Raw genomic sequence first — 15,602 nt, forward strand, 5'->3', positions numbered from 1 at the left:
AAAGCGATGTTTTGAGGCAATACATTAGAAGTTTGTCTGTCTCTGGGATATTGAACCCCATGCTCCAAGGGGCCGCTGGTGCGAACGACAGACCCGCAATTCTTCCCGATGCTATGCCTACGGCACGCGACGCGAACACCCTAGCGGGTAGAGCGCGGGGCTGCTTGCGGGAATAGCTCATCATTCCGTTCCACACCGACTGGCTTAGATCGGTCGATGAATTCTCTTCTCGTAACCTCAAGGCTGAATCAGGCGACGTTGCGTGACTCTATCACTTTGTTGCTGCCGATCCGGGCTGACGGCCCAGGCTTCAAAAATCAGCTCTGGCACTCCTGGCGGGATGGTCATGCGAGTGAGAGCTTGCCACTGCCCCTGTTCATCACAAGAAAAGTCCAGTAGCCAACGGGGACCATCCACCAAAGAGCGGGTGCGGCCATGTTTCACCCAAAACTTGATCCAAAACGGGGCCTGATGGGTAAATCCGCTGGGGGGGGGATCGGCAAGAGCCGGTAACCGCAGCACCACATCAAAATTGTCTCCGGCTCGGAGCTGTTCTGGCACCCACAGTTGCGGGGTGGGACAAATACCGGGCAGATCGGGAGGGAGAAGTGACTCACCACTGCCCGCTGCGGGAGCAGCAACTGCGGCTGGCGGGAAACCCTCTTCGGATGGGGGTGGCTCGGAGCTCGGAGCTGGCAACTCCGGTTCGGCCACAGGGATCCGACTCGGCTCCGGCTCTGGCAGGGGTGGAGCGATAGGCTCGGGTGTGGGTTGCAGGCTAAAGTCTGCGGCGGGGCTTTTGAGAGTTTGGGGCTCGGGAACTTGGGTAGAAACGGCTTCCGACTGGACAGGAGTTATCGTTTCTGGCGCGGGGGCAATCGGCTCAGATCCCTGGGGAGCCACTGGCCCTGTATCCAACTCCCGCAGCGGGGTGCTCTGTTGCCAAATGCGGAGCAACTTTTGCAGGGTCCGCTCGGGAGAAAGAAGAGTTGTGGTCGAGGAATGACTCCTGCTTGCGGCTTGGGCGGCTCCTTCCCGCAAACGGGTGAGCGGGAGGCTCGGGGCAGAAGCTTCCTCTAAGGACTCCGGCCCGCTGACGTGATCAGGGTTGAGTTCGTCACTTTCCCCCCGACAGCGAATGGAAAAGGCAATCGTCAGGGGATGAGTGGGCTGACTTGGATCCCGCCAACCTGTGGAGGTGGGGGTTAAGACCAATTCCCCATTCAGGGGGCGTGTCCAGGTGTGGTTGGGCAAGGTAATGGGAATGCTGAACACCGCCGTTCGGGCCTCGGGAGGGAACTGAATCAACCGTTGCCCCTCAAAAATCGGCAGATCCTTCCCGGGTTGCCAAACCTGAACCCGCAGCTCGCCACTACAGCCAATCCGGCCCGTCAACACCAGCACTTCATCGGGGGATCCCTCTAACTCCGTGTGCATGAGGGAAAACAGCTCCGCCGCCCATTCTGAGGTGGGGTTCGATTTAGGGGAGAGGGGAACCGCTTCCGGCACAGCATCTTGAGCGTTAGCAGGGGGCACAGGCTCCGGTTCAGCCAGAGAGGATAGCGCCATCTCTGGGGATCTACCTGCTTGTGGACCGGAAGCCAATCCCCGCGGCATAACCTGGAAACGCAGACAATTTTCCGCTTCGGCTTCACCAAATAGCTCGGCAATTAAGTCGGCATCCCGACAGTGCAGCTCCCAAAAGCCCGGAGAAAGGTGGCTAGCCGGAAGAATGATACCAATCCCTTCATCGTTGGTGCGAACAGAGCGAGTTTGGGTTTGGGTGGGTGGGGTGGTGACCTTTTTGGGGGAGGCAAGTGCAGTCGGCAAGCCCTCCCCTTGAGTAGGCGGGTATTGGCGCACCTCGACGGTAATGGTGAAATGAGGTTGTGGAGAGCGGGCCACGATGGTGTAAGTATCTTCCTCCAGCACTGCCCCCTCTGCTGGCACGGGTTCCCAGGCTTCCTGGCCTTCACGCCTCACCCAAAAGCTCAACATAACGCTGTCACCTCTCCCACTGGGATCCCAAATAATTCACCAACTCGGCTTGCAAAAGGGTTTGCTGTTTGCCTGTAGGCAAATGCTTTAACTGCACCTCCCCGGTAGCAGCCTCCGCATCCCCCAGAGTAACAGCCCAAATGGCCCCACTGCGGCTGGCCCGTTTGAACTGTTTGCCAAAGGCACTACCGCTGAGATCCAACTCAGTACAAAAACCCGCTTGGCGTAGAGATTGAGCAATCTGTAGCGATTGGGCTTCAGCCTTGGCTCCCCGAGAAATGACATAAACCTGAACCGGGGCAGAAGCTACACTGCCTTGTTTCTTTTGCAACAGCAACACCAGCCGCTCCATCCCCATGGCCCAACCCACGGCTGGGGTAGAGGGGCCACCCAGTTCCGCTACCAAGCCATCGTACCGACCGCCCCCACAGACGGTGCTTTGGGCTCCCAAATCGGGGGAGACGATCTCAAAGGCGGTGTGGGTGTAGTAGTCGAGGCCCCGTACCAAGTAGGGATCCAACTCATAGGGGATCCCCAACTTGTGGAGTTGGGCCTGCACCTGCTCAAAGAAGGCTTGTGAGTCGGGGCTGAGGTGATTCAGGAGCTTGGGTGCCTGATCGGCAATTTCACGGGTACGCGGATCCTTGCTGTCGAGAATGCGCAAGGGGTTGCGGGTGAGGCGATCCTGCGAGTCGGGATCCAGTTGCTCCCGAAAGGGGGTGAAATAGTCCACCAACGCTTGCCGGTAGGCGAGCCGATCCTGCGGATCCCCAATCGAGTTGAGCAACAGTTTCAGGTTCTCCGCCCCCACCGCTTGCAACAGATCCCAGGCCAGGGCAATCACCTCCGCATCGGCACGGGGATCCCGACTGCCGATCAGCTCCAGGCCCAACTGATGAAACTGGCGTTGCCGACCCGCCTGCGGACGCTCGTAGCGAAACATCGGCCCACAGTACCAAAGGCGCTGCACATCCCCTGCCGCCTGCAAGCCGTGCTGAATGTAAGCCCGCACCACCCCGGCGGTATTTTCCGGGCGCAAGCTCACCTCCTGCTCTCCCCGCGTGCTGAAGGAGTACATCTCCTTACCCACCACATCCGTAGCACTGCCGATCCCCCGGGCAAAGAGCTCCGTCAGCTCAAAAATGGGCGTACGAATCTCCTGATAACAGGCCCGACCCAAGATCTCGCGGGCCTTAGCCTCCACCTGCTGCCAAATCCTCACCTCCTCCGGCAGAATATCCCGTGTGCCTCGCACCGCCTGGATAATCTCCATCCTTTCTCTCCCTCTCTCGGGCAGGGTTGCCCGCATCATTGCTCACCCATTCTCAACGATAAGTCCCCCTTACGGCTGAAGATCCCGGTTGGGATAAGCGGCGGCAATGAGGCTGACGGCAACGACTGCGGCGGTAGTGGCTCTCAGAATGGTGGATCCCAAAGAGACAGGCATGCCTCCTTGCGCTTGCGCCTGCTCAATCTCCGCTGCTGTCCACCCTCCTTCCGGGCCAATGGCTATGGCTATCCAACCGGCGGGATCCCCATCCCCCACCGGTTTGGGCAACGCCTGCAGCAGTAAAGGGGCCTCTCGGCGGGCCACCGCAATCCCCCACCAATTGGCCTGGAGTTCACGGATCCAGTGCGTCCAGGCGGTAGGGGGATCAATCTGCGGCCAGCGCAAACGCTCACATTGTTCTGCGGCCTCCTGCACAATTTTTTGCCAGCGTTCCTGCCGCCCGGATCCCGGCTCCAATACGGTTCGCTCCGTCAGCAAAGGGGTAATGCGGGCTACCCCCAGCTCCGTTACCTGGCGAAAGACTTCATCCAAACCCGGTCCTTTGACAACAGCTAGCCCAAGATGAATCTGAATCGGCAACTCCCGTGGCCGAGTTTCCACCCACCCCACCACCTGGGATCCCTGCGGTTGCCAGTGGGCCATCCACAACCCACCCGAACCATCCAAGACAAGAAAGGGATCCCCCATCTTGAGGCGGCGTACCCGCTGGAGATAGTGCTGTTGAGGGCCAGTTAAGGTTAGATTGCCCGCCGGATCCCGTTGCTCGGGCACAATCACCAGCCGGGGCAAGGCACTCAGGTCATGCGTGCGTTCAGACAACACCATTCCCCCCGTCTCCAGAGGGCTGCCACCAACCATTCGTTGGCCTCCAACATTTCCGCCACAAACTTGGCCTGATCGATCAAAATACCGCTGAGGATGAGCCATCCCCCCTCATTCACCACCAGGCGAAATTCCGGGATCATATCCAGAATCACATCCGCCAGAATGTTACACACCAGCCCATCCACCATTTGAGGAATATGCTCTAGGCTGCCTTGGGCCACCGTAATACGATCCGTCAATCCATTCATATCGCGGTTGAGTAGTGTTGCCTGTACCGCAACCGGATCCGTATCCACTGCAAACACCTGCTTCACCCCCAACACAGCGGCGGCCAACGACAAAATACCGGAACCACAGCCGACATCGGCTAAAGTGGTCGCTGGGGGTTCCCCGCCCCATGTTTCTAGGCGCATTTCCAACGACTCCAGGCATAACTGGGTAGTAGGGTGTATGCCCGTACCAAAAGCCATCCCCGGATCCATCCGCAACAGGTGGCGACCGGGATGCGGTGGTGGCTCCAACCAGGCGGGACAAATGAGCAACTTGTCTCCAATTGCCTGCGGCTGCCAATGGCGTTTCCAGGTACTACTCCAATCCTCCGGCTCCAGGCGTTCCCAATGCAGTTGCGGAATAGCTTGGCCAGCAATGAGGGCATCTTGCTGTAGGCGCAGAGAAAGGGCGGCCAAATCCAAGAGGGTGGTCTGGGGCCAAGGCAAATAGGCGTGGATGCTTCGCTGCTCTTCCCCGTAGGATTGACTGGTCATGCCCTGGCAACCAAAGCTTTCCAGTCGCCAAAAGATCAGATCCTCTTGGGGAGCTGTGGCAATGAGGTTGAGATCCCACCAGGCGGCATTGGGATCCGGGGAGTGAACAGGTGCGGTTAGAGTTGGGTTGGCAACAGTCGTGCTCACAGGGATTCCTTCAACAGACAAGAGGGAAAGGCAAAAGGCAACACATAGATGCCGAGTCAGAAAGAGCTAGGCAAGTAATACAGCAGGTGATACCCGTAGAACCCTCTAGCTCCACAGAAAAATCGATAATCGCTTTGCTCCCCCCGATTAGGGGATGACTCGTACCTGCTCTTTTGATACCCAGCTTAACCTCATGAGATAAAGTGAATGAAAGGAATTGGATCCATTGTTGGCATTCTTTTCAGACCCCAGTGATCTTGCGGATGGCTGAGGTTCAGATATGCAGTCGATTAGATCCATTAGATCCATCAGGTTTTTTAGGTGTGCTGAGGAAGGGTCAATGCAGGTGGCAGGGTCGATGTCAGCCGAGCAGTCAACACAACAGAGCCCCCTAAAGCCCAAAGTCGCCCCTTTGCGGGTCGCTGAAGAGCGGGAGATCAGGAAAATGGTCGCTAATGTAGAACCCCAGCCCATCAAAGTCAGCACTCGCTCGGCCCTGATGCGGCGTTTCAACCAAAGCTTTCCGTCTTTTTACAGCCAGTTTGTCAGTAGTGAGGTGCAGGCCCAAAATCTGCGTTTGGCCTATGCTCTCTACCAAACCCGCAAAGCAGTGGTGCAAATGCAGGACGAACGTCGCAAAACGGTGGTTTGTCTGGCCTATCGCAACCAGCCTTCCCTGCTGAGCGATCTGTTTGGGGTGCTCACCGCCTTTAATCTATCAGTGCATGGCATCAATCTCTATGGGCAGATCTACTCGCCCCATTTGGTATTTATCCGCATCACCGTATCCCGAGATGGCAATAGCCTGTCCTCCCAAACCAAGCTCAACTTGGAACGGGCTATTCACGAGTGCTTGGCGGGTGTCTTTCGCGTCCATGAAACCTTGGCCTTAGAGTTTGATCTCAAAGCTGGACTGAAGGATACACAGGTTTCATTTTATTCAGATCAAGTGTTTCATTTGCCCACCCTTCTGGTGGATACCGATAACCAACCGGGCATGTTCTATCGGGTGATGACCGCCCTTTGGCAAGAGGATCTGACGGTGATCAATCTGAATTTGATGTTGCGCCGCGACCAAACCCGCTTTATTTTCTACCTGCTAGGCCCCGACTCGACCACGACAATGCCGGAGTTTCTTGGTCAGAAATTGGCCTTGAGTGTGCAGCAGCGGCTTCAAGCAGGAGCCCTATTATATTGACTGAAGGATTAAACAAAAGGATATTTGGAAATGCGGAGACGAAGGAAGTTTTCAAGCCAATTGCCTTACCAGGAACCGTTCGCTTGGTGTGGCAAAGCCATATCATGGCAATGTAGATGAAACCTTCTGACGACTCGGGTAGCTACTCATAATTCACATTGAGACGAGGACACCAGCGCAACCGTCCATTCCGAGAGCCATCAAAATCACATCATCACATCAAATCATTTGATCCCCAGCCAGGAGCAACCTGGGCCGCCCTCAAAATAAAAGCTGCCAAATTCTGTAGGGCTTCGTCATCCATCCAGGAGGGGGGCACCGGACGGCAACCATAGCTAAAATCAGAGCCATCGTAGCTAACGGGATCCCGCTGATACTTCACCAAGGCTTGGATCGTATCTCGGGGTGGGGTCGCTCCGCGCAAATCTTTCAGGGAAAGGGAGATAGTCGGAGCAGGCAGAGTCACACCACCCACATGACAGTTCAGACAGGCAGACTGGAAGCGATTTTTGCCGTCTGTAAGCTGCTCCGGGGTAAAAGTGAGGGTATGCCCTTCCGCGTCTAGCGGTAATTCCACCGGGCCACTCACCCGCAGATACTGGTTCACGTAGGTATCGATACGAGCGGCCACTGGGCTGGACAGCCCCAGCCACAACAGGGCAAAGATCCCAATCCACAGCCAGAAGCGGGACGGGATCCCTTCTTGTCTCGACAGCCTCTGACCCAGAGCCGGCATTAGAGATAGCCTGCCAAGTCGCTGTGGCTTTCGCTCTTAGTGCCACCCCAGCCGGGCAGGGTTTTCGCCTGCACCAGGATATAGCCTGCGATTAGTTTCAAATCTTCATCACTGAGATTGCGCAGACGGGGGTACTCGCTGAGGAGCTGGGTGTTGGGATGATACTCCAGCAGGGATTCTGTGCCGTCGTAAGTGACCGGGTTCTTGATGTAATCTACAATGGCCAGCACATTATCCCGAGGGGGGGTTGCCCCTTCCAAATCAGAGAGCTTCAGGCCCACATCCGGGTTGGGGTAGGTTTGTCCGCCAATGTGGCACTGGGCGCAGGTGGAGCTAAAGAGCTTCTTACCCCTAGCCAACTCCCTCTCAGTAAACGTAATGGACTCGGTTGGCGACAAAGCCACGGCAGGAATATCTCTGCTGGAAGAGGCTGCAAACACAGGAGCCAGCCCCCAGCCGAACACAGCTAGCAATGCGATCAAAAGCGAGGCCAGCAACCGACGGCACGCTAGCGTGAACAAATTTTGAAAAGGAAAAGATTTGCTAAACATGGTTCTCCGTAGAGCAGTCTGAGAAGGGGAGGGGTCAACTCCACTCCAATCACTAACCCGACAACACGATCAAGAATAGACCATTAAGAGATCATTTGCAGACAGGATCCGCGGCCAGTTTTACAATCCGTTCCATCGCCCATTATTGTTAAGTTTGATTGCAAGCCTGGAGTTGCGCCAGAGTCGGTCAGAGGGGGAGCCCTGCCGCCCTTTTTCGAATCGGGATGCAGGTAACATGGAGCTTGGCTACCCCAGCGGAGCCGAAATGGATTGACTGAGATTTTCTGCATGATTGCCCCCACTTCTTCCGTCGGATTTCAGCCCCTGTCGGTTGCCTTTACCTGTAGGGATCCCAGTCAAGTCCAAATGCCGATTGCGGATTTGGTGGCGGCTTTTCCCCCTTCCCCATTGCTGAAGTTGACGGATCCCGAGGCTGCCGATCTGCGGGTGGAGCTGTTGCCGGATGCAATCTACTCCTTTTACCGGCGGGGGGAAGATTCCGCCTGGGTGGCCTTTCGGATCCCGGTTAAAAAGCTACAAGCCCTACCTCGCAAGCTATTGCGGCTGCTGGAGCATGTGGCCGCCTTTGGCAACTTGCTGCAGCTTAGGCCCCCCAGCGACGCCCTCAGTAGTGTGTTGGAAGTAGAATTTCTGCAACTGGAAACTCCGGCCAGCCGCTCGGCGGCGGCGGAAGTCAGTCCACTAACACGCAACGATCAGGGTCAGGTGCAAATCCCAGCAGGCCGTAACCTGGCCATTGCCCTAAGAAACAAAGCCCCCACCCCAGTTCACGTCTACGCCATAGTTTTGGATGAACGGCAGTACAGTGTGGATTTGGTTTATCCCTACCAGCCGGATTTGCCTGCCCGCCTGCGCCCCAACGAGACGCTACTGATTGGATCCGGGCCGCGCTATCTGCTGCAGATGCAACTGCCAGAGAGCATGGACATGGCGGTGGATCGCTTCAAAATTTGGGTCAGCGGCAGCAGTATGCAGCCGGGGGTGATGGTGATGCCGCCTTTGGGACAACGGCTAGAGCCTGCTTCCGAGGATCCCTATGGGGCCGGTTCCCGATTGGATCGAGACATACGGCTGGCAATCCTGGGTAAATCCGGCAATACCCCACTGCCAGCCTTTGTGGAGGATCCCTGGTGGTGCCTGGAGCAGGCGGTACAGATTGTGGCCTAGCTTCTGGATTGGGCACTTACTTTGTTGCTGTGGCGACCTTTAGGGAACCACAGCTTTAGCTGCTCAAAATCACTAGACGACAATGCCGGAAAGGGTAGAGGGCTTTTGCATTTTGAGAGCTCGCTTTTCTCTTCACTCCTCATTCAGCACAGACAGATGAGCCAGAAAACCCTGTTGGTAGAATCTAGGCAGGGCTGGCCAGTTGTTGTTTGCGCAGTTGAGCCGCTTGCTTGAGGAGGGCTTCCACAAACGTCATCGCCTCTTGGGCCGAGTGGCCAGCCGTCAGTTGCGCCAATTCTTCGCGGCGTTCTTCTTCTCCTAGGGGATCCACCCGCACAGAGGTTCGTTTTCTCTGCACGATTTTGTGTACACGCATGTGGTGATCCGCCAGGGCAGCAATCAAGGGCTGATGGGTCACACAGAGGATTTGGTGGTCTTGGGCGATGCTATGCAGTTTGGTGGCGATGGCTTGGGCCACTTTGCCGGAAACCCCGGTATCGATCTCATCAAAAACCATCGTGGCCACTGGATCGATACGGCTAAATACAGCTTTCAGAGCCAACAAAAAGCGGCTCATCTCCCCTCCAGAGGCGATGCTAGCCAGGGGTTGTAGCGGCTCACCGGGGTTGGGGCTAATCCAAAAACTCACCTGATCCCACCCTTCTGCGGTCGGGGATCCAGTTTGGATCTGTACCTGAAATTGCACAGCGCTCATCCCCAGCGGTTGGAGTTCCTGGATCAAGGCCTTTTCCAATTGACGGGCTGCTTGTTGCCGCAGTTGAGACAGTGCTTGGCAATGGTGCTCTAGTTTTTGAAAGGCCTTATCTAGCTGAGCTTGCAGCTGCTCCAAGTTGGTGCCATCCCCTTGAATTTGCGCCAGTTCCGCCTGTACCCGTTCTGCATGGGCGATGACCTGAGCCAGGGTGGGGCCATATTTGCGGCAGGCTTGCTTGAGTTGGGCCAACCGCCGTTCAATTTTGTTTAATCGACTGGGATCCGCCTCCAGCGTTTCTCCGTAGCGAATTAGCTCTCGTCCAGCCTCTTCCACCTGAATGAGCGCACTGCTCACCATTTCCGCCAGGGGAGTGAGATCGGGATCCACTTGGGCCATCTCCTGGAGCAACCGTTCTGCTTGCCCCAAGAGGTCGGCAATTGCTGGAGAGCCGCTGTCGTTTTGGTAGAGCAGTTGGTGGGCTTCGTAACTTTGCTTTTGCAGTTCCACACTGTGGGCGAGGCGATCCCGTTCCCGTTCTAGTTTGCCAAGTTCCTCCGGATCCTCCAGGCGTAGGGCAGTGAGCTCTTGGGCTTGGAACTCGAGCATATCCAGCCGTTGCAGGCGCAGTTGTTGGTCTTGCTGGCGGGACTCAATTTCGGCTTTGAGGTGGTGCCAGGTTTGGTATAACTGACTAACCTCGGCTCGCTTGCCCAAGAGCGCTTCCCCACCAAAATCGTCTAGCCAACGGCGCTGCGTTTGTGGAGATTGGATTTGAACTGTTTGCCCTTGGGCGGTGATCTCCACCAATTTGCTGCGTAGATTGAGCATCTGGGTTTTGTTCACCAGTACCCCATTCACCCGTGAGCGGCTGGTGAGCTTGCCATCACCCTCCCGCAACAGCAGTTCCCGACTACAAACCAAGCCCTCCTCTAGGGGGTCAATGCCTTCTTGGTTCAACCAGGCTTGCAACTCCTCATTCAATAGAAAAACGGCCTCTACCAAGCCGCGTTCGCTACCGCTGCGCAAAGCCCGTGCCGTACCACCTAGGGCAGTATCCAAAGCATCGAGGATAATCGATTTGCCCGCTCCGGTTTCGCCAGTGAGTACGTTTAACCCCGGCTGAAAGAGGATCTCCAGTCGCTCGATCAGGGCAAAGTTCTCAATCCGCAACAGGCGCAACATAAGGGATCCCGTGTGCTCAGCGTGCCATTGGCAAGGGATGGGCAGTTTAAGGATAGGGCTTGCAGGGGCCGTTCTGTCTCACGTTAGCGTACCCGCAACCATCCGGTAGACTGGTGCAGTAGCTGTTGGGAGATCTGTAATGTGACGGTAGCCGCCAGTACCCCGGAAGAGATCCTCCGGTTTTGGTTCGGGGATCCCGCAGGCCCAGAGTATGGTCAGCCGCGCCCGGAGTGGTTCAAGAAGGATCCGGAGTTTGACCAGACCATCCAGAAACGGTTTTTGCCAGTGTATGAGCAGGCGGCAGCAGGGCAGTTGCAGGTTTGGCAGGAGCCACTGGATCCTAGCGGCCAGGGATCCCCCTTCAGTTGTCTGGCCTTGATCCTGGTGTTGGATCAGTTTCCCCGCAATATGTTTCGCGGCACCCCCCGCGCGTTTGCGACGGATCCCTTGGCGTTGCAGGCGGCACGACAGGCCGTGGCCCAGGGGTTGGATCATCAACTTTTGCCAGTACAGCGTTGGTTTGTTTATCTCCCTTTCGAGCACAGCGAGGATTTGGCGGATCAACGGCGATCTGTGGAGCTATTTGAGCAGTTGCAGTCAGATCCCGCTAGCCAGAATGCCATCGACTACGCCCGTCGCCATCTAGAGATCATCCAGCGCTTTGGCCGCTTTCCCCATCGCAACGCTATTCTCAACCGCCCCTCGACAGCGGAAGAACTGGAGTTTCTACAACAGCCGGGCTCTTCTTTCTGAGCTGTACCCCACTTAATGATCTGTAAAAAATCAAACAAGAGTTAGCTCACTTCGCCTCCTAACACCAACCCATCGATGCCGCAGCGGCGAATGCGTGGTTTTGCGGTTGTCACTCCGCCATCTGGCGGACGGTTTCTCAGCGGAACTCCCTACGTGATCTTCCAGAAGATCGATTATGATGAACGCAATCGGATACAGGTGTATTCCGTAGTTACACGATCTCACCCCGGTTGAAGACTGGTTAAAGACTTATGACTAGCGCCTTACGAGAAATGCCGATTGGCATCAACGCTTATGTCCGTTACCGGGGCTGTGACTTTAATCTGCTCTGCCGTTACCGCAACGAAATTCTGCGGGTGAAGCAGCTTTATCAGAATTTGGCCGCTTGTTTTACCTCGAACCCGGAGGAGCTGGTGTGGATGCCGATTCGGGATCTGGAGCATGTTGCCCTCTCAGAACTGCAGAAGATTCTGAACCCTTCTCCCCCGGTGCCGGTCAAGCTCTACACAGTGCCAGAGGTGGAAGCTCCCACCCGCAAGACCCAAACTCCCACCAAAGCGCCGGCGGGCCAGCACCCCAACACTCCCACCCGTAATACCCATGCCGCTTCCACCCGAGTCACTCAATCTCAGGCCCGCGCAGCAGCAACCCCAACCTCCAATCCGATCAAAACGTCAAATCCTACTCCGGCGGTAAGGCGGGTGCTGATTAGCCAGGCGGATCCCTTTCAGGCCAAACTCTGGCAGTTGGCACTCGGATCCCAGGGGGTACAGGTGATCTTGGCGGATGCGGCGGGAGAGCTTGAGGGTCTTTTGGATCAGGTGAAAAAATATCGTCCCCATTTGCTGATACAAGACATGGGCGCGACCCACTTTAACCCCTACGAGTTTTGTCGGGACTGCCATAGTCGCTACCCGCAGTTACCCATTCTTCTGACCCATGCGGTAAACCGAGCCATCGCTGATGGGGAAAAGCGCTGGGCTACTTTGCAAGGGGCAGCGGATATCATTCCGGCGCTGAAACCTTCGGTTCAAGAGTTGATCCCGTCTTTGGTGTACGTGCTGGGTCGTTTGCAGTTGCCAAGTCCTGATGTGGAAACCTTGAAGCGTTCCCTACGGCCTAAGAGTGGATCCCAGACCAACCCTGCTGTACCTGCTCCACAGGGATCCCGTTCCACAGGACAGGCAATCAAAATGCCTTCTCCCTCTTCCCGCCCAACTCAGGCCCTCGAGCTCGAGATCCCCTCGGATCTGCCGCCCCACCACCCCAATCGCCCCTCCTTGATGGCCTTCATCGGGATGCCCAAGTCTGAGCCGAAACCGATGGAGCCAAGGAACAAGCAGCAGGCTCATGAGCAGCTGGGCTCTTGGCTGAAAAAATGCTGGCAGGTTCTTCACGCACCCGTCTAACTCAGTTGTAAACTACCCGACTTCATTTCCGTCAGGGTGGCGTAGGCATAGTGGCATTCTCGGGGTGATCGATGGCTTTTCGCCTTAGGGTATGGAGGGATCCGAGAATGTACAGGTTCAGCACCGATTGCTTCGACAGATGGGCTACAAGCTCTAGTCCCGGTAGAGGATCTTCCACCTCTCCCATTGATCAGACCACCACAGGAGGGTAGGTTAGACGGACAGCACCGCAACTGCATCTTGCCCGGATCAAATCCAGCTAGCCCTAACCCGGATGGGGCATCTTGCCCGCGAGAGCCCTGATGGTTGAGACCGCACCCGAGTCGCGCTCAAGACTCTGACCATGAGCCGTCAAACTTCCCAGCCTGCCGCCAAAACAACACCGGATCTGTCCAGTGCAGAAGGCTTACTGGCTGCCTTGCAAGACTTGCGCCACACCGTCGAACAGGAGGGGCTCGCCACCCTGGCTACCTGGACACCCCACATTCAGCGGCCCGACTTTTTGTTTAGTGCCCACAATTTGGCCCACTACATCACGCTGCGCCGATATGATCTGCGGGACCTGCAGGCAGCATTGATCCCCTGGGGCTTGTCTTCACTGGGTCGGATTGAGGCCCGCGTTCTGCCCAACCTGGATGCGGTCATCGCCACCCTCCAACGCATTTGTGGCCATGACCCCGCCCAAGACCACCCGCCGATGGGATCCCTGTTTGAGGGCCATCACCGGCTGCAACGCCACACCGAAGACCTGTTTGGTTCCCCTCTACTCCATCGCCAGGTGCGGATCCTGGTCACCCTGCCCACTGAAGCAGCCTTTGACGCGGGCTTGGTGCGAGAGATGATCCGGCGTGGCGCCAACAGTGTGCGCATCAACTGTGCCCATGACACACCTGAGATCTGGCGCTGCATGATCGACCATACCCACCGCGCTGCCGAGGAGCTAAACGTGTCCTGCAGGGTGCTGATGGATCTGGCTGGCCCGAAAATACGCACCGGCCCCGTCATCGCCCCCCCTCAAAAAAAGCGGTTATTTCGCGGCGATTATCTGGTGCTATCCCGGTGCGCTCCCCCGCCCGGCGGGGGAGATCTCTGCACACCAGGGATCCCGGCCCCACACTATTTTCAAACCTGTTGCACCGTGCCGGAGATCCTGGATCTGCTGACGGTGGGTGCACCAGTCTACATCGATGACGGCAAAATTCGCACCTGTGTTGTGGACACCCACCATCGGATGCCGGATGGCTCAACAGCCCTGCTGCTACAGGTCACTCACGCCAGCCCCAAGGGAGCCAAGCTGCGGCCCGAAAAGGGCCTCAATTTCCCCAATACGGTTTTGCCCCTCAGTCCCCTCACCAACAAAGACCTGTCGGATCTGGATTTTGTTGCCGCCCATGCGGACATGATCGGCTACTCGTTTGTGCAGCGGCCCTCCGATATCGATCGCCTGCACGAGGAGCTGGCGCAACGGATCCCAGCGGGTCAGCCCTGCCCGGCTTTAGTGGCCAAGATCGAAACGGCGGTGGCGGTGGCCAACCTACCCGAGTTGATCGTGCATGCGGCAGGCAAACAGTCGTTCGGGGTAATGATCGCCAGGGGAGATCTAGCAGTGGAAATTGGCTATCAACGCCTAACGGAGATTCAAGAGGAAATTCTCTGGCTGTGTGAAGCAGCCCATGTGCCGGTGATTTGGGCCACGCAGGTCTTGGAAACGCTGGTCAAAAAGGGCGCGCCCTCGCGGGGTGAGATGACGGATGCCGCCATGGCGGAACGGGCCGAGTGTGTCATGCTCAACAAAGGGCCGTTTATTGCCGAGGCAATCACGATTTTGGACGATGTGTTGACCCGCATGGAGGCTCATCAACGGAAGAAAACCCCGCAATTGCGGGCGCTGCGGTCTTGGTGACCCCCTTGATTCTCGGTTGTGCTGAATTCATCCTTTGCAAAACTGGGTGAGATCAATCCTACAGCAGTAACTGAGGCAGCACTTTCAGACAGTAAGACTCTTTATCGTGCAATTGTCAGGGATCCGTTGGAGCTAGGCCCTCCCTCCGGTAGGTAGCTCTGTGGCTCTAACGACCTCATCGCTGCCTGGAGTCAAATCACCATGACCGTTGCCGTCCATCGGCCCTCAACTTGGTTAGCCTTCCAAGCCGAATTGAAAGGGAGCCCGATCATCACAGATCCGACACAGGTGGCCAAACTCTCCCAGGACTGGAGCATCTTTAGCCCGATCCTGACGGCCAAACTTTCGGAGAAGCAGGCAGATTTGATGGTTTGCCCCATCGATTTACAACAGGTTCTACGAGTAGCCAAAGCTTGTGTTCAAGATGCTGATATTGCAGCAGTTGTACAACATCAGTGACAACTTCCTAGGGTACCCAATCAACGACCGCCTATCGTTGCCAAGTTTGTTGATTATCTTGGCTTGGCTTTTGACCATTTTTTTAAGCCCAAATGCTACGACCTTGAGATTGAAGAGATGAAATTCGACCCTCCAGCAACATCCACAGGGCAAGCCACCTTGAAGCTCAAAGTGCGCTGGATAGATGCCAGGGGCAAAATCGTAGAAGATGCCTCTGGCAAACGACAGACTTGACCCGGCAGAAGGGGAAACGGATGCAACAGGTGAGTTCACCACTCAAGCTACTATCCTTGACCTGGAAAAACCCCTCGACGGAAGACGGGTCTACAGGCAAGTCACCGCCCCAGCAGAATACACCTTCACCAATGAACAGGGACAGCCCATCGGGGATCCCGGTTGCCCTTACCTGAGTGGGCCGGATGGGAATCTCAAAGCTTAACCCTATTCCACTGCCGCCAAGGGAGAATGGAGTCAGCCTAGCTC

Annotated in this window: 15 protein-coding genes; 7 read left to right on the forward strand and 8 right to left on the reverse strand. The window is 56.5% G+C overall.

The features are described from left to right. Nucleotides 1-237: 237 nt before the first annotated feature. The 4 genes from JX360_RS15850 to prmA form a co-directional block, all read right to left on the reverse strand. Complete coding sequence (locus tag JX360_RS15850) at nucleotides 238-1,983, reverse strand: hypothetical protein (protein ID WP_244352882.1); 1,746 nt, start codon at nucleotides 1,981-1,983, stop codon at nucleotides 238-240. Between the two features lie 22 nt (nucleotides 1,984-2,005). After that, the gene (hisS, locus tag JX360_RS15855) at nucleotides 2,006-3,271 is read right to left on the reverse strand and encodes a histidine--tRNA ligase (RefSeq protein ID WP_244352884.1); all 1,266 of its coding nucleotides are present in this window, start codon (nucleotides 3,269-3,271) and stop codon (nucleotides 2,006-2,008) included. Nucleotides 3,272-3,340: 69 nt separating this feature from the next. Next, nucleotides 3,341-4,114: a 16S rRNA (uracil(1498)-N(3))-methyltransferase gene (locus JX360_RS15860; RefSeq protein WP_244352886.1), complete on the reverse strand. Its 774-nt coding sequence runs from the start codon at nucleotides 4,112-4,114 to the stop codon at nucleotides 3,341-3,343. Then, a complete protein-coding gene (gene prmA, locus JX360_RS15865; protein ID WP_244352888.1) occupies nucleotides 4,084-5,025 on the reverse strand; it encodes a 50S ribosomal protein L11 methyltransferase in 942 nt (313 codons plus the stop codon). Before prmA ends, JX360_RS15860 begins: the two co-directional genes overlap by 31 nt. A gap of 445 nt (nucleotides 5,026-5,470) precedes the next feature. On the opposite strand from prmA, the gene JX360_RS15870 reads away from it, so the two are divergent. After that, nucleotides 5,471-6,223, forward strand: a complete 753-nt coding sequence (locus JX360_RS15870) for a hypothetical protein (protein ID WP_244352892.1) — start codon at nucleotides 5,471-5,473, stop codon at nucleotides 6,221-6,223. A 214-nt stretch (nucleotides 6,224-6,437) separates the two neighbouring features. On the opposite strand, the gene psbV2 is transcribed toward JX360_RS15870, so the two are convergent. Together psbV2 and psbV are read right to left on the reverse strand one after the other, a co-directional pair. After that, a complete protein-coding gene (gene psbV2, locus JX360_RS15875) occupies nucleotides 6,438-6,959 on the reverse strand; it encodes a photosystem II cytochrome PsbV2 (protein WP_244352894.1) in 522 nt (173 codons plus the stop codon). Beyond that, entirely contained in the window at nucleotides 6,959-7,510 is a 552-nt protein-coding gene (psbV, locus tag JX360_RS15880; protein ID WP_244352896.1) for a photosystem II cytochrome c-550, read from the reverse strand. Before psbV ends, psbV2 begins: the two co-directional genes overlap by 1 nt. Nucleotides 7,511-7,798: 288 nt before the next feature. Between psbV and JX360_RS15885 the strand changes: the two genes are divergently transcribed. Next, complete coding sequence (locus JX360_RS15885) at nucleotides 7,799-8,698, forward strand: hypothetical protein (RefSeq protein ID WP_244352898.1); 900 nt, start codon at nucleotides 7,799-7,801, stop codon at nucleotides 8,696-8,698. 184 nt (nucleotides 8,699-8,882) lie between these two features. Here JX360_RS15885 and recN read toward each other — a convergent pair whose 3' ends face one another. Further along, on the reverse strand, nucleotides 8,883-10,595 hold the full coding sequence (gene recN, locus JX360_RS15890) for a DNA repair protein RecN (protein WP_244352900.1): 1,713 nt from the start codon (nucleotides 10,593-10,595) through the stop codon (nucleotides 8,883-8,885). A gap of 141 nt (nucleotides 10,596-10,736) precedes the next feature. Here recN and JX360_RS15895 point away from each other — a divergent pair, with 141 nt between their 5' ends. Both JX360_RS15895 and JX360_RS15900 read left to right on the forward strand, forming a co-directional pair. Beyond that, nucleotides 10,737-11,348: a DUF924 family protein gene (locus JX360_RS15895; RefSeq protein WP_244352902.1), complete on the forward strand. Its 612-nt coding sequence runs from the start codon at nucleotides 10,737-10,739 to the stop codon at nucleotides 11,346-11,348. A 251-nt stretch (nucleotides 11,349-11,599) separates the two neighbouring features. Then, nucleotides 11,600-12,757 (forward strand): PleD family two-component system response regulator, encoded by a 1,158-nt coding sequence (locus tag JX360_RS15900; protein WP_244352904.1) that lies wholly within the window; start codon nucleotides 11,600-11,602, stop codon nucleotides 12,755-12,757. Between the two features lie 31 nt (nucleotides 12,758-12,788). Here the strand turns inward: JX360_RS15900 and JX360_RS15905 are convergent, their stop codons facing one another. Next, nucleotides 12,789-12,944: a hypothetical protein gene (locus JX360_RS15905; RefSeq protein WP_244352906.1), complete on the reverse strand. Its 156-nt coding sequence runs from the start codon at nucleotides 12,942-12,944 to the stop codon at nucleotides 12,789-12,791. Between the two features lie 156 nt (nucleotides 12,945-13,100). Here JX360_RS15905 and JX360_RS15910 point away from each other — a divergent pair, with 156 nt between their 5' ends. From JX360_RS15910 to JX360_RS15920, 3 genes are all read left to right on the forward strand, one after another. Continuing rightward, the gene (locus tag JX360_RS15910; protein ID WP_244352908.1) at nucleotides 13,101-14,660 is read left to right on the forward strand and encodes a pyruvate kinase; all 1,560 of its coding nucleotides are present in this window, start codon (nucleotides 13,101-13,103) and stop codon (nucleotides 14,658-14,660) included. Between the two features lie 201 nt (nucleotides 14,661-14,861). Then, the gene (locus JX360_RS15915) at nucleotides 14,862-15,119 is read left to right on the forward strand and encodes a hypothetical protein (protein WP_244352910.1); all 258 of its coding nucleotides are present in this window, start codon (nucleotides 14,862-14,864) and stop codon (nucleotides 15,117-15,119) included. A 208-nt stretch (nucleotides 15,120-15,327) separates the two neighbouring features. Then, a complete protein-coding gene (locus JX360_RS15920; protein WP_244352911.1) occupies nucleotides 15,328-15,558 on the forward strand; it encodes a hypothetical protein in 231 nt (76 codons plus the stop codon). The last annotated feature ends 44 nt before the right edge of the window (nucleotides 15,559-15,602 follow it).

Origin of the sequence: Thermostichus vulcanus str. 'Rupite' (genome assembly GCF_022848905.1) — a bacterium.
GTDB classification, from domain to species: Bacteria; Cyanobacteriota; Cyanobacteriia; order Thermostichales; family Thermostichaceae; genus Thermostichus; species Thermostichus vulcanus_A.

What these genes read in the sequence shown, in the direction of transcription:
- hisS (WP_244352884.1), bottom strand. Translation starts at nt 3,271, where the DNA reads ATGGAGATTATCCAGGCGGTGCGAGGCACACGGGATATTCTGCCGGAG.
- JX360_RS15860 (WP_244352886.1), bottom strand. Translation starts at nt 4,114, where the DNA reads ATGGTGTTGTCTGAACGCACGCATGACCTGAGTGCCTTGCCCCGGCTG.
- JX360_RS15870 (WP_244352892.1), top strand. Translation starts at nt 5,471, where the DNA reads ATGGTCGCTAATGTAGAACCCCAGCCCATCAAAGTCAGCACTCGCTCG.
- psbV2 (WP_244352894.1), bottom strand. Translation starts at nt 6,959, where the DNA reads ATGCCGGCTCTGGGTCAGAGGCTGTCGAGACAAGAAGGGATCCCGTCC.
- psbV (WP_244352896.1), bottom strand. Translation starts at nt 7,510, where the DNA reads ATGTTTAGCAAATCTTTTCCTTTTCAAAATTTGTTCACGCTAGCGTGC.
- JX360_RS15885 (WP_244352898.1), top strand. Translation starts at nt 7,799, where the DNA reads ATGATTGCCCCCACTTCTTCCGTCGGATTTCAGCCCCTGTCGGTTGCC.
- recN (WP_244352900.1), bottom strand. Translation starts at nt 10,595, where the DNA reads ATGTTGCGCCTGTTGCGGATTGAGAACTTTGCCCTGATCGAGCGACTG.
- JX360_RS15900 (WP_244352904.1), top strand. Translation starts at nt 11,600, where the DNA reads ATGACTAGCGCCTTACGAGAAATGCCGATTGGCATCAACGCTTATGTC.
- JX360_RS15905 (WP_244352906.1), bottom strand. Translation starts at nt 12,944, where the DNA reads ATGGGAGAGGTGGAAGATCCTCTACCGGGACTAGAGCTTGTAGCCCAT.
- JX360_RS15910 (WP_244352908.1), top strand. Translation starts at nt 13,101, where the DNA reads ATGAGCCGTCAAACTTCCCAGCCTGCCGCCAAAACAACACCGGATCTG.
- JX360_RS15915 (WP_244352910.1), top strand. Translation starts at nt 14,862, where the DNA reads ATGACCGTTGCCGTCCATCGGCCCTCAACTTGGTTAGCCTTCCAAGCC.
- JX360_RS15920 (WP_244352911.1), top strand. Translation starts at nt 15,328, where the DNA reads ATGCCTCTGGCAAACGACAGACTTGACCCGGCAGAAGGGGAAACGGAT.